The sequence below is a fragment of the Amaricoccus sp. W119 genome, from assembly GCF_047275745.1.
GTDB lineage: Bacteria > Pseudomonadota > Alphaproteobacteria > Rhodobacterales > Rhodobacteraceae > Amaricoccus.
Genome location: NZ_JBKQWU010000006.1, coordinates 40,027 through 52,015, shown reverse-complemented (window position 1 = coordinate 52,015; position 11,989 = coordinate 40,027). Strand labels below are relative to the sequence as shown.

The window sequence follows — 11,989 nt, the reverse complement described above, 5'->3', positions numbered from 1 at the left end:
TCGCTCGCGGCGGCTCTTCCCGTTCTCGGGCCGCGCAGGATGGGCCGCCGCCCGCTCCCCGTCACTCGCCCCGCGCGGAGGCCAGAGCGCCGGGCAGTTCCGCCGCCAGCAGATCCAGATCCGCCGCTGTCCCGGCGCTGATCCGCACGCAGCGGTCCTCGGGCGCCACGAAGGGCATGCGGACGAAGATGCCGCGCTCGATCAGCGCGCGCAGCGCGGCGCGGGCGAAATCGCCGTCACGCCCGCAATCCACCGCGACGAAATTCGTCGCCGAGGGCAGCGCGCGGAGCCCGTTCGCCGCCGCGATCCCGCCGATGCGGGCCCGCGCCTCCGCGACCCGCGCCACCACCGAGGCGAGCCAGTCCTGATCGCGCAGCGCCGCGAGCGCCCCCGCCTGCGCGACGCCGCCGAGGCCGAAATGATCGCGCACCCGGTTGAAGGCGGCGATCATCTCCGGGTGGCCGAGCGCGTAGCCGACCCGGAGCCCGGCGAGCCCATAGGCCTTGGAGAAGGTTCGCATCCGGATCACCCGCGTCTCGTTCATGTCGAGCGGCAGCGTGGTGCCCTCGGGCGCGAAGTCGGCGTAAGCCTCGTCGAGCACCAGCAGGCAATCCTGGGGCAGCGCCGCGATGAAGGCCGCCACGCGGTCGCCCGAAAGCCAGCTTCCCATCGGATTGTCGGGATTGGCGAGATAGACCAGCGGCGCGCGCGTCTCGCGGACCAGCGCCATGAGCGCCTCGGTGTCCTCGGCGTCGTCGCGGTAGGGCGCCATGTGGAGCACGCCGCCGTAACCCGTCACATGGTAGTTGAAGGTCGGATAGGCGCCGCGCGAGGTCACGACCGGCGTTCCCGGTGCGACCAGCAACCGCGCGAGATTGCCGAGCAACCCGTCGATGCCCTGCCCCGGCATGATGTTCTCCGGCGCCACACCATGATGCGCGGCGATCGCGGCGCGCAACTCATGCGCCTCCGGGTCGCCGTAGCACCAGATCCGCTCCGCCGTGTCCCGCATCGCCGCGAGAGCCCGCGGCGACGGGCCGAAGACACTCTCGTTGGCGCCGAGCCGCGCCCGGAAACCCGCGCCCCGCGCGCGTTCCTGCGTCTCCGGTCCCACGAAGGGCACGCTCGCGGGCAGGCTCCGCGCGAGATCGGTGAGGCGCGGCGCCATCGGCTCAGAGCGCCGCGAGACGGGATTGCGCGGCGCGGAGGATGCCCAGTTCCTCCTCCTTCGCCTCCAGATTGGCGCGGGCCTCGTCCACCACCTCCTCCTTGGCATTGGCGATGAACTTCTCGTTGGCGAGCTTCTTGCGCAGACCCTCCGCCTCCTTGTCGAGCTTCGCCAGCGCCTTGTCGAGCCGCGCCCGTTCGGCGGCGATGTCGATCACATCGGCGAGCGGCAGGCAGAAGCTGCCACCCTCGGCCGTCACCGTCACCGCGCCCTTCGGCGCCTCATCCGCCGTCTCGAACCGCTCGATCCGGGCGAGCCGGGCGACGAGCGGCCGGTTGCGTTCCAGCGCCTCCGCCTGCTGGGCCGAAAGCTCCAGTTCGATGAGCGTGATCTTCGCTCCCGCCGGCACGCGCATCTGCGCCCGGACCGAGCGGATCTCGTCGATCAGACCGGTGATCCAGCCCATCTCCGCGTCCGCCGCCGGGTCGATCAGATCAGCGCCGTAGTCCGGCCAGTCGGCGTGGACGAGCAGTTTCGGCCGCTCGGCGATCTGGCCCCAGAGGCTCTCGGTGATGAAGGGCATGATCGGATGCATGAGGATCAGGCACTGGTCGAGCACCCAGGCCATCGTCGCCCGCGTCTCCTCGACGGCCTCGGGGTCCTGGAACAGCGGCTTCGCGAGTTCCACGTACCAGTCGCAGACCTTGCCCCAGACGAAGGCGTAGAGCGCATTGGCCGCGTCGTTGAAGCGGTAGGCTTCGAGCGCCGTATCGAGCGTCTCGCGCACGCGGCCCGTCTCGCCGACGATCCACTTGTTCGCGGTGAGCTTGACGGATTTCGGGTCGAAGCCCGAAACGGGCCTGCACTCGTTCATCTCGGCGAAACGCGCGGCGTTCCAGAGCTTGGTGCCGAAGTTGCGATAGCCCGCGATCCGATCCTTCGAAAGCTTCAGGTCGCGCCCCATCGCCGCCATGGCCGTGAGGGTGAAGCGCACGGCATCCGCGCCGAATTCGTCGATGAGATCAATGGGATCGAGCACGTTCCCGAGGCTCTTCGACATCTTCTTGCCCCTCTCGTCGCGGACGAGGGCATGGACATAGACATCCTTGAACGGCACTTCGTCCACGAGTTCGAGCTGCATCATCATCATCCGGGCGACCCAGAAGAAGATGATGTCGAAGCCGGTCACGAGGACGGAGGTCGGGTAGTATTTCGCAAGCTCCTCGGTCTGCTCGGGCCAGCCGAGCGTGCCGATGGGCCAGATGCCGGAGGAGAACCAGGTGTCGAGGACGTCAGGATCGCGCCAGAGATTTACCAGCCGCACACCGTTGTAGCCGGCTTGCGCCTCCTCCAGACTCCGCGCCTCATGGTACTCTTCAGGTTGCATTCCGGCGGCTGCGTAATGCGCGAGCGCCTGCTTGGTCGCACCTTTGAAGTCAGTCGCGCAGAATGCAACGGGATCGCCGTGATCCCATGAGATATGCTTCGTTCCATCCTCGCCGGGCGTGAGCACGAGTCGCGGCCCATACCAGACCGGAATCTGGTGCCCCCACCACAATTGCCGCGAGATGCACCAGGGCTCGATGTTCTCCATCCAGTGGAAGAAGGTCTTCTCGTCGCGTTCCGGCAGGATGCGCGTCTTGCCGGAGCGGACCGCTTCCATCGCCTTCTCGGCGAGGCCCTCGGTCTTCACGAACCACTGGGGGGTCAGATAGGGCTCGATCGCGACCTTCGAGCGGTCGCCGTGCGGGACCATGTGCAGTTCGGAATCGATGCCGTCGAGCCAGCCCTCGTCGCGGGCGCGGGTGACGATGGCGTCGCGGACCTCGTAGCGGTCGCGGCCTTCGAGATCGGCGAGCGCGTCGGCGCCGTCGATGCCTTCCCAGAAATCCGCGTTGTCCTTCAAAGTGATCTGGCCGCGCGTTCCCATGACGTTGATGACGCGCAGCCCCGCGCGGTGGCCGACGTCCCAGTCGTTGAAGTCATGCGCCGGCGTGATCTTGACCGCGCCGGTGCCCTTCTCGGGATCGGCATAGGCGTCGGCGACGATCGGGATCGAACGGCCGACGAGCGGCAGGCGCACGGTCTTGCCGATCAGGTGCGTGTAGCGCGGATCGTCCGGGTTCACCGCGACGCCGGTGTCGCCCAGCATCGTCTCCGGCCGCGTCGTGGCGACGACGAGATAGTCGCGCGTCTCGAACCGGGTCGGCTTGCCCTCCGCGTCGAATTCGACCGGATGCTCGTAGGTTTCGCCGTTCTCGAGCGGGTAGCGCAGGCGCCAGAGACTGCCGCGTTCCTCGACCTGCTCGACTTCGAGATCGGAGATCGCGGTCTCGAAATGCGGGTCCCAGTTGACGAGCCGCTTGCCGCGATAGATGAGCCCCTTCTCGTAAAGCGCTACGAAGGCTTTCAGAACCGCGTCGTGGAAGTTGCCTTCCTCGCCCGCCGGCGCCTCGGGTGCGCCCGACATGGTGAAGGCATTGCGCGAGAGATCGAAGGAATCCCCGAGCCGCCGGGACTGCTCCAGGATCGTGCCCCCGGACTTGCCCTTCCACTCCCAGACCTTCGCCGTGAACGCCTCGCGCCCCATCTCGCGCCGCCCGATATTTCCGGCGGCGGCGAGCTGGCGCTCCACGACCATCTGCGTCGCGATGCCTGCGTGGTCGAGCCCCGGCTGCCAGAGCACGTCGTCGCCCTTCATCCGGTGCCAGCGGGCAAGGATGTCCATGAGCGTGTGGTTGAACGCATGGCCCATGTGCAGGCTGCCGGTGACATTCGGCGGCGGCAAGAGGATGGTGAACGGCTTGCCGCCCGGTTTCGCATTGGCGCCGGCCACGAAGGCGCCGGCCGCGTCCCAGCGATCGGCGATCTCGGCTTCCGCGCTCCGCGCGTCGAATGTCTTTTCCATGGCTCGTCCCGGGCGTCCTGAGAGGCCCGTTACTTAACCCCGCCCCGGCGGGAGGAAAAGCCCCGGCGCCGCGCCCCCGAGCCTAGCCGCAGGCCCCGGTGTAGCCGCAGGCGGTGCAGAAGTCGCAGCCGTCGCGTTTGACCACCGCCGCGTGGCCGCATTCGGGGCAGACCCGCCCCGGCGTCTCCACCGCGGCGCCGGGCGCGGGCGCGTCCGACCAGAGCCGCGCGCCGCCCGCGAGCGGGTATCCGTCGGGATCGAGCACGCCGAGCATCCCGTAGCGGTGGATCAGCAGCCGCGCGACATAGGCGACGGTCGAGGGCTGCACCGCCTGTTTCTCGCTGCCGGGTACACGCGCGAAGAAATCGCCCTTCGCCTCGGGCAGATCCTTGAGGCCGCGGAGCTTCTTGCCGATCCAGGCCGGGTCGATCACCCGCATGTCGAGGCTGAGCGAGCGGGTGAGCCCGTTGAATTCCAGCGGATAGGCACCGGAGAGCCAGACCGAATAGGGCCGTTTCGACCCGTCCGGCAGCACGCATTCCTTGACGAACATCGCGAAATCGTCGCCCGTCGCCGGGTTGAGGATATCGACGGTCCACGAAAGCGTGCCGTCAACGCCCGATTTCGGCTCCTTGCGCGAGAACATCGCATCGAGCAGCGGCGTCTCGCCCTCCGGCCCGTCGAAAACCCCGAGCGTTTCGCAGCGCCAGCGCACCACCGAGGCGAAGGCGCTGACATTGCCCGCGACCGGCGCGATCCGCCCGTCCGGCGGCATCGGCACCGAATAGGGCGCGCCCGGCGTCTTGGCGAGACTGTCGAGCTTCGCCGCGAGCCAGGCGCGATCCTGCGCGCGCATGTCCATCGAGAGGTTCTTCGCCAGCGCGCCGAGGCCGCGTGGCGTCTGCTCGCCGTTCACCCAGACCTCGAAGGGCTGGGCATGGCCGCCCTCGCCCTCGACATGGCCGACGAAGACCGCGAAACGGTTGGTCGGCGCCTCGATCATGTAGGTCCAGGAGGGCGAACCGGCGGTGAGCTTCGGCCGGTGCGGCCAGCGGAGCGCCGCGAGCGCGACATTGGGCGGGTCGGCGATGCGGATACGCCGCTCGGGATCGCTCTCGTCGAGATCGCGCGGCGCCTCCTTCTCGACCGAGAGGACCGAGCCCAGCACGCTGTTCGGCCGGTAGGTGGTGATCCCCTTCAGCCCCGCCCGCCAGGCTTCGAGATAGAGGCTCTCGAACTCCTCGAACGGATAATCCTCGGGCACGTTCACGGTCTTCGAGATCGCGGCGCAGATGTAGGGCTGGATCGCCGCCTGCATCGCCATGTGGTCGTGCGCGCCGATCTCCAGCGCGTTGACGAAGGCCTCGGGCAGCGCCGCGTCATTGCCGCGCCGCGCCCGCCAGAGCCGCCAGGCCTGGTCCTCGACCCGGTACTCCCGCATCGACCCGTCCGGCTCGCGCTTCTTGCGGGTGTAGTACCAGGAATAGGCCGGCTCGATCCCGTTCGAGGCATTGTCGGCGAAGGCGAGGCTGATCGTGCCGGTGGGCGCGATCGAGAGCAGGTGGCTGTTGCGCAGCCCATGCGCGCGGATCTCGGACCGGATCTCGCCGGGCAGACGCGAGGCCATGCCGGAGGCGAGGAGCTTCTCGGCATCGAAGAGCGGGAAGGCGCCCTTCTCCCGCGCGATCGCGATGCTCGCGCGATAGGCGGCGTCGCGCATCGCCCGCGTCCAGTCGGCGGCGGTGGCCCGCGCCTCGGCCGAGTCGTAGCGCAGGCCCATCTGGATCAGGGCGTCGCCGAGCCCGGTGAAGCCGAGCCCGACGCGCCGCTTCGCCTCCGCCTCCGCCGCCTGCTGCGGCAAGGGCCAGACGGTCGCGGTCAGCACGTTGTCGAGCATCCGGACCGCGAGCGCCACGGTCTCGGCGAAACCTTCGGCGTCGAACCGCGCCTCGGGCGTGAAGGAGCCGGAGACGAAGCGCGTGAGATTGATCGAGCCGAGGCAGCAGCAGCCGTGGTCCGGGATCGGGATCTCGCCGCAGGGGTTGGTCGCCTCGATCCGCTCGGCATAGTGCAGGTTGTTCTCGGCGTTGATCCGGTCGAGGAACAGCACGCCCGGCTCGGCCGCGTCATAGGTGTTGCGCATGATGACGCGCCAGACCTCGCGCGCCTTGACCGTCGCATAGACCCAGAGCCCGTCCTCGCGCCGGTGCGCGCCCCCCGCAATCCGCGCCGGCGACGGCTCGGCCTTGTGCACGAGGTCGAAGAGCTGGTCGGTGGCGACCGCCTCCATGAAGGCGTCGGTCACGCCGACCGAGATGTTGAAATTGTTGAGCCGTCCGGCCTCGCGCTTCGCCGAGATGAAGTCGAGGATGTCGGGATGGTCGCAGCGGAGCACACCCATCTGGGCGCCCCGCCGCGCGCCGGCGCTCTCGACCGTCGCGCAGGACTGGTCGAAGACATGCATGTAGCTGATCGGCCCCGAAGCCGCGCTGTCGGTGCCGCGCACCCGCGCGCCCTTGGGCCGGATCGCGCTGAAATCATAGCCGACGCCGCCGCCCCGACGCATCGTCTCCGCCGCCTCGCGGAGCGCGATATAGATGCCGGGCTTGCCCTCCGTGGTCTCGGAGATCGAATCCCCGACCGGCTGCACGAAGCAGTTGATGAGCGTGACCTCGCGGATCTCCGCGCCCGCCGCCGAATTGATCCGCCCGCCGGGGATGAAGCCGCGCTCCAGCGCCCCGAGGAACCGCGGCTCCCAGAGCGCGGGCTCGGCCTCGACGGCGGCGAGCGCGCGGGCGACGCGGAGCCGGACGGCGCGGGCCATCTCCGGGCCGTCGAGGTCGCGCTCCGCGCCCTTCGCGTATTTCTCGCGCAGCACGTCGAGGCTCACCTCCTGCCAGGGAAGGTCGAGGTCGGGGATGAAGGCCCCGGGCGCGGGCTTGTTCATGAGCGGCTCCGATGTGGGCGGAGTGGAAAAGATAGGCGGCGCCCCGCCCCCGGTCAATCGCGCCGACCGGGCCATCCCGCTAGCCATCCTCGGGCCATCCTCCGGCCATCCCAGAGGCCACCCCCGGGCGATCCGCCCTACCCATCAGGCCCGCCCCGTCCTTGCCCCGGCGGGCCCGGGCGGTTAGGAGACGCGCAACCATCCGACCACATCCGATCCGGACACGCCCCGACCCGGACACGCCTGACAGGACCGCCCAGAATGGCCAAGGAAAAGAAGCCCCGCCGCCCCCGCGCGGAGACGCCGAGGGGATTTCGCGACTATTTCGGCGCCGAGGTCCGCGCGCGCGACCTGATGCTCGCCCGCGTGACCGAGGTCTATCACGCCTACGGCTTCGACCCGTTGGAGACGAGCGCGGTCGAGACGGTCGAGGCGTTGGGCAAGTTCCTCCCCGACGTGGACCGGCCGAACGAGGGCGTCTTCGCCTGGAAGGAGGAGGACGAGGACTGGCTCGCACTCCGCTACGACCTGACGGCGCCGCTGGCCCGCGTTTACGCGCAGTTTCGCCGCGACCTGCCGCTGCCCTACCGCCGCTACGCGGTCGGCCCGGTCTGGCGCAACGAGAAGCCGGGTCCGGGGCGCTTCCGGCAGTTCTACCAGTGCGACGCCGATACCGTGGGTTCCGGCAATGTCGCGGCGGACGCGGAGATCTGCGGGATGCTGGCTGAAGCGATGGAGGCCGCGGGCATCGCGCGCGGCGACTATCTGATCCGGGTCAACAACCGCAAGGTTCTGAACGGCGTCATGGAAGCGGCGGGCGTGCTCGACCCCGCCGACCCCGAGCGCGACGCCGGGCGGCGCGGGATCGTGATGCGCGCCATCGACAAGCTCGACCGGCTCGGGACCGAAGGCGTCGCCGCGCTGCTGGGTGCCGGGCGCCGGGACGAGAGCGGCGATTTCACCAAGGGCGCCGAGCTTTCCGAGGAACAGGCGGCGGTCATCATGGGCTTCATGGACGCGCGCCGCGACGATGGCGCCGCGACCTGCGCCCGGCTCCGGGAACTCGTGGGCGGCTCGGCCAGTGGAACCGACGGCGTCGCGGAACTGGAGCGGATCGCCGAGCTTCTCGACGCGCGCGGTCTCGGGGCCGAACGCGTGGTGATCGACCCCTCCGTTGTGCGCGGCCTCGGCTATTACACCGGCCCGGTCTATGAGGCGGAACTGACCTTCGAAATCCTCGACGACGACGGGCGCAGGCGCCAGTTCGGCTCGGTCGCCGGCGGCGGGCGCTACGACGATCTCGTCAAGCGCTTCACCGGAGAGGCGGTACCCGCCTGCGGCGTCTCGGTCGGCGTCGACCGGCTGCTCGCGGCGCTCAATGCCAAGGGCCGGAGCGCCGTGGCGGAACCGGGGCCCGTGGTCGTGACAGTGATGGACCGCGACCGGATGGCCGACTACCAGGCGATGGCGGCGGAACTCCGCGCCGCCGGCATCCGCGCCGAGGTCTTCCTCGGCGGCGGCAACATGGCGCGGCAGATGAAATACGCCGACCAGCGCGGCTCGGCGGTCGCGATCGTCGAGGGCGGGGACGAGCGCGCGCGCGGCGTCGTGCAGCTCAAGGACCTCGTGCTCGGCGCGAAGCTCGCAGCCGAGATGGAGAGCCACGAGGACTGGAAGGCCCAGCCCGCGCAGCGCGAGGTGGCGCGGGGCGATCTGGTCGCGCAGGTCCGCGCGATGCTCGCGGGACAGGGCTGATGGTGTCCGACCGGGCTTATCTCAAGGGCGCGCGGATCGGCGCGGGGCTCGGGCGGCTCCACGCCGAGGTCGCGCGGCTGCTCGCGCTCTTCGAAGCCGCGGGCGCCGTGCTGGTCGAGCCGGAGGCGCTGCAACCGGCGGAAGTGCTGCTCGATCTCTACGGCGAGGAAATCCGCGCCCGCGCCTTCATGGCGGCGGATGACCGCGCGGAGATGATGCTGCGGCCGGATTTCACCGTGCCGATCGTGCGGCTCCACATGGACAGCGGTGCCGAGCCCGCGCGCTATTCGTATTGCGGGCCGGTCTGGCGCAAGCAGGATACCGGGTCGAAACGGGCGCGGGAGTATCTCCAGGCCGGGTTCGAGGTCTTCGAATCCGGCGATCCCGCGCGGACCGACGCCGAGGTGATGGCGCTGATCGCCCGCGCGCTCGAAGCAGCGCCGGTCGATTTCGTGACCGGCGACATGGGGCTCATCCTCGCCGCGATCGACGCGCTGGCGACGAGCCCGGCGCGCAAGGCCGCGCTCCGCCGCCATGTCTGGCGGCCGGCGAAGTTCCACGCACTGCTCCGCCGCTACGGGGTCGAACACGCGGGGCTGGTCGAGCGGCGCGCGGCGATGATCCTCGCGCGCGATCAGGGGCGGCTCGTCGAGATGGCGGCGGCGGCGGGGCCGGAGATCGGCCTCCGCACGCTCGACGATATCGACTGGCGGGCCGGGCGGCTCGCGATCGAGGCGGCGACGCCTCGGCTCAGCACGGGCGAGGTCGATCTGCTCGAAGCGGTCCTCGCGGTCGAGGCGCCGAGCGGCGCGGCGCTCGACCGCTACCGCGAGCTTTCCGCCGAGGTGCCGGGCCTTCGCGCCGCCGTCGACCGCTTCGCCGAACGGCTCGACGCGCTCGACGCCGCCGGGATCGACGCGGGGAGCCTGCCGTTCCAGGCGAGCTTCGGCCGCACCGCGCTTGAATACTACGACGGCTTCGTCTTCGGCGCCGAGCCGCGGGACCGGCCCGATCTCCCGGCCATCGCCAATGGCGGGCGTTATGACGCGCTGACCCGGGTGCTCGGCGGCGGCCGCGGCATCCCGGCGGTCGGTGCGATCATCCGGCCCGAGGCGCTGGTCGCGCTGATGGAGGACGCGCGATGACGGCGCTCAAGCTCGGGGTGCCGTCGAAGGGACGGCTTCAGGACGCCACGATCGAATGGTTCGCCGCGCGCGGTATCGAACTGTCGCGCTCCAGTTTCGGGCGCGAGTATGCCGGCGAGGTCGCGGGGATCGACGGCGTCGATCTCGTGCTGCTCTCGGCCGGCGAGATCCCCCGCGAACTCGCGGCCGGACGGCTCCATCTCGGCGTGACCGGCCAGGATGTCGTGCGCGAGCAGATCCCGGGCTGGGAGACCCGGGTCGAGGAACTTGCGGAAATGGGCTTCGGCTTCGCCGATCTGGTCGTCGCGGTTCCCGCCTTCTGGATCGATGTCGAGGACATGGCCGATCTTGATTCCGTCGCGGCCGAGTTCCGCGCCCGGCACGGCCACAGGCTGCGCGCGGCGACGAAATACCACGCGCTCGCCCGCGCCTTCTTCCGCCAGCACGGCGTCGCGGATTACCGGCTGGTGGACAGCCAGGGCGCGACCGAGGGCACGGTGAAGAACGCCGTCGCCGAGGTCGTGGTCGACATCACCTCGACCGGCTCGACGCTCCGCGACAACCACCTCCGGGTTCTCTCCGACGGGCTGATCCTGCGCAGCCAGGCCACGCTCTTCGCCTCGCAGGGCGCGGTCTGGGACGAGACGGCTATGCGCACGCGCGCCAGGCTCATCGAGCGGCTGTCCGCGCCACCGGCCTCCCCCGCGAACCAGCGGGGCTGACGATGCCGGAGCCGGAGGCGATCGTCGAGCATCACGACATGGAGCCGCCCCGGCGCCGGCATCTCCTGTTTCTCGCCTGCCTCGCGCCGCTCGTCGGCATCGCATCCGGCCTCATCTGCGCGCTCTTCCGCATCGCGCTGGAGGCGGCGGTGCACCTCCGCGAGGCCTCCGTCGCGAAGGCGCAGCTGCTCGGGATCGCCGGGCTCCCGGTCGTGATGGCCGTGACCGCCGCGCTGGTCGCGGCCTCCGCCTGGCTGGTGCGGCGCTTCTCGCCCCATGCCTCCGGCTCCGGCATCCCGCATATCGAGGCGGTGATCGAGGGTGAACTGCCCCCCGCGCCAGCGAGCCTCGCCTTCGTCAAGTTCGCCGGCGGCGTGCTCTCCATCGGCTCTGGCCTCGCGCTCGGACGCGAGGGGCCGAGCGTGCAGATGGGGGCGAGCGTCGCCCATACCGTCGGGCGGCTGTTCCGCCGCGACTGGGCGGATTGCCGGGTGCTGATGGCGGCGGGCGCGGCCTCGGGCCTTGCCACGGCCTTCAACGCGCCGATCGCAGGCGCCGTCTTCGTGCTGGAGGAACTGGTGCGGAGATTCGAACCCCGGATCGCCATCGTCATCCTCGCGGCGACGGCGAGCGCGGTCTCGGTGGCGCGGGTGCTGCTCGGCGACGAGCCGGATTTCCACATCGAGGTCCGCGACTACGGCGACCCGCTCACGCATCTGCTCTACGGCGTGCTCGGGATCGTGGCGGGCTTCGCGGCGATCGCGCACAACCGTATATTGCTCGCGGGACTGGCGCTCGCCTCACGGCTGTCCTTCATCCGTGTGGAGATCCGGGCGGGTGCGATCGGCGCCGCGGTCGGCCTGCTCGGCTGGTACCTGCCCGGCATGATCGGCGGCGGCGACCGGATCACCCAGGCGGCGCTGCTTGGCCAGCAGGCGCTCATGGTCATCCCGCTGATCCTCGTGCTGCGCATGGCGCTCGGCAGCGTCAGCTACGCCTCGGGCACGCCGGGCGGGATCTTCGCGCCGATGCTGGTGCTCGGCGCGGTGCTCGGCCTCGGCGTCGGCATCGTGCTGAAGGGCGCCGTTCCCTTCGCGAATGTCCAGCCCGCCGCCTTCGCCGTGGTCGGCATGGCGGCCTTCTTCGTCGGCGTCGCGCGGGCGCCGGTGACCGGGATCGTGCTCGTGACCGAGATGACGGCGAGCGTCGAACTGCTCGTGCCGATGCTCGGCGCCTGTTTCGCCTCGATGCTGGTCCCGACGCTGCTGCGCGAACCGCCGATCTACGACAGCCTGCGCGCCGCCACGCTCAGGCGCGAGGCGGAGCGGCTGTCGCGCGGCTGAG

The 11,989-nt window shown here is 70.3% G+C and carries 7 protein-coding genes; 4 read left to right on the top strand and 3 right to left on the bottom strand.

All coding sequences use genetic code 11. From position 1 onward, the window contains the following. Positions 1 to 61: 61 nt before the first annotated feature. From ACLJK8_RS05725 to ACLJK8_RS05715, 3 genes are all read right to left on the bottom strand, one after another. On the bottom strand, positions 62 to 1,168 hold the full coding sequence (locus tag ACLJK8_RS05725; RefSeq protein WP_413149143.1) for a pyridoxal phosphate-dependent aminotransferase: 1,107 nt from the start codon (positions 1,166 to 1,168) through the stop codon (positions 62 to 64). A 4-nt stretch (positions 1,169 to 1,172) separates the two neighbouring features. Then, positions 1,173 to 4,076: a valine--tRNA ligase gene (locus tag ACLJK8_RS05720; protein WP_413149142.1), complete on the bottom strand. Its 2,904-nt coding sequence runs from the start codon at positions 4,074 to 4,076 to the stop codon at positions 1,173 to 1,175. Between the two features lie 82 nt (positions 4,077 to 4,158). After that, complete coding sequence (locus ACLJK8_RS05715) at positions 4,159 to 7,023, bottom strand: adenosylcobalamin-dependent ribonucleoside-diphosphate reductase (RefSeq protein ID WP_413149141.1); 2,865 nt, start codon at positions 7,021 to 7,023, stop codon at positions 4,159 to 4,161. A 261-nt stretch (positions 7,024 to 7,284) separates the two neighbouring features. Here ACLJK8_RS05715 and hisS point away from each other — a divergent pair, with 261 nt between their 5' ends. From hisS to clcA, 4 genes are read left to right on the top strand one after another with little or no spacing between them, the layout of a single operon-like run. Then, positions 7,285 to 8,778 (top strand): histidine--tRNA ligase, encoded by a 1,494-nt coding sequence (hisS, locus tag ACLJK8_RS05710; protein WP_413149140.1) that lies wholly within the window; start codon positions 7,285 to 7,287, stop codon positions 8,776 to 8,778. Continuing rightward, positions 8,778 to 9,923: an ATP phosphoribosyltransferase regulatory subunit gene (locus ACLJK8_RS05705; protein WP_413149139.1), complete on the top strand. Its 1,146-nt coding sequence runs from the start codon at positions 8,778 to 8,780 to the stop codon at positions 9,921 to 9,923. The genes hisS and ACLJK8_RS05705 overlap by 1 nt, the downstream gene beginning before the upstream one ends. After that, on the top strand, positions 9,920 to 10,645 hold the full coding sequence (gene hisG, locus ACLJK8_RS05700) for an ATP phosphoribosyltransferase (protein WP_413149138.1): 726 nt from the start codon (positions 9,920 to 9,922) through the stop codon (positions 10,643 to 10,645). The genes ACLJK8_RS05705 and hisG overlap by 4 nt, the downstream gene beginning before the upstream one ends. Positions 10,646 to 10,647: 2 nt before the next feature. Next, positions 10,648 to 11,988, top strand: coding sequence for a H(+)/Cl(-) exchange transporter ClcA (clcA, locus tag ACLJK8_RS05695; protein ID WP_413149137.1), 1,341 nt, complete (start codon positions 10,648 to 10,650; stop codon positions 11,986 to 11,988). The last annotated feature ends 1 nt before the right edge of the window (position 11,989 follow it).

What these genes read in the sequence shown, in the direction of transcription:
- ACLJK8_RS05705 (WP_413149139.1), top strand. Translation starts at nt 8,778, where the DNA reads ATGGTGTCCGACCGGGCTTATCTCAAGGGCGCGCGGATCGGCGCGGGG.
- ACLJK8_RS05715 (WP_413149141.1), bottom strand. Translation starts at nt 7,023, where the DNA reads ATGAACAAGCCCGCGCCCGGGGCCTTCATCCCCGACCTCGACCTTCCC.
- ACLJK8_RS05725 (WP_413149143.1), bottom strand. Translation starts at nt 1,168, where the DNA reads ATGGCGCCGCGCCTCACCGATCTCGCGCGGAGCCTGCCCGCGAGCGTG.
- hisG (WP_413149138.1), top strand. Translation starts at nt 9,920, where the DNA reads ATGACGGCGCTCAAGCTCGGGGTGCCGTCGAAGGGACGGCTTCAGGAC.
- ACLJK8_RS05720 (WP_413149142.1), bottom strand. Translation starts at nt 4,076, where the DNA reads ATGGAAAAGACATTCGACGCGCGGAGCGCGGAAGCCGAGATCGCCGAT.
- hisS (WP_413149140.1), top strand. Translation starts at nt 7,285, where the DNA reads ATGGCCAAGGAAAAGAAGCCCCGCCGCCCCCGCGCGGAGACGCCGAGG.
- clcA (WP_413149137.1), top strand. Translation starts at nt 10,648, where the DNA reads ATGCCGGAGCCGGAGGCGATCGTCGAGCATCACGACATGGAGCCGCCC.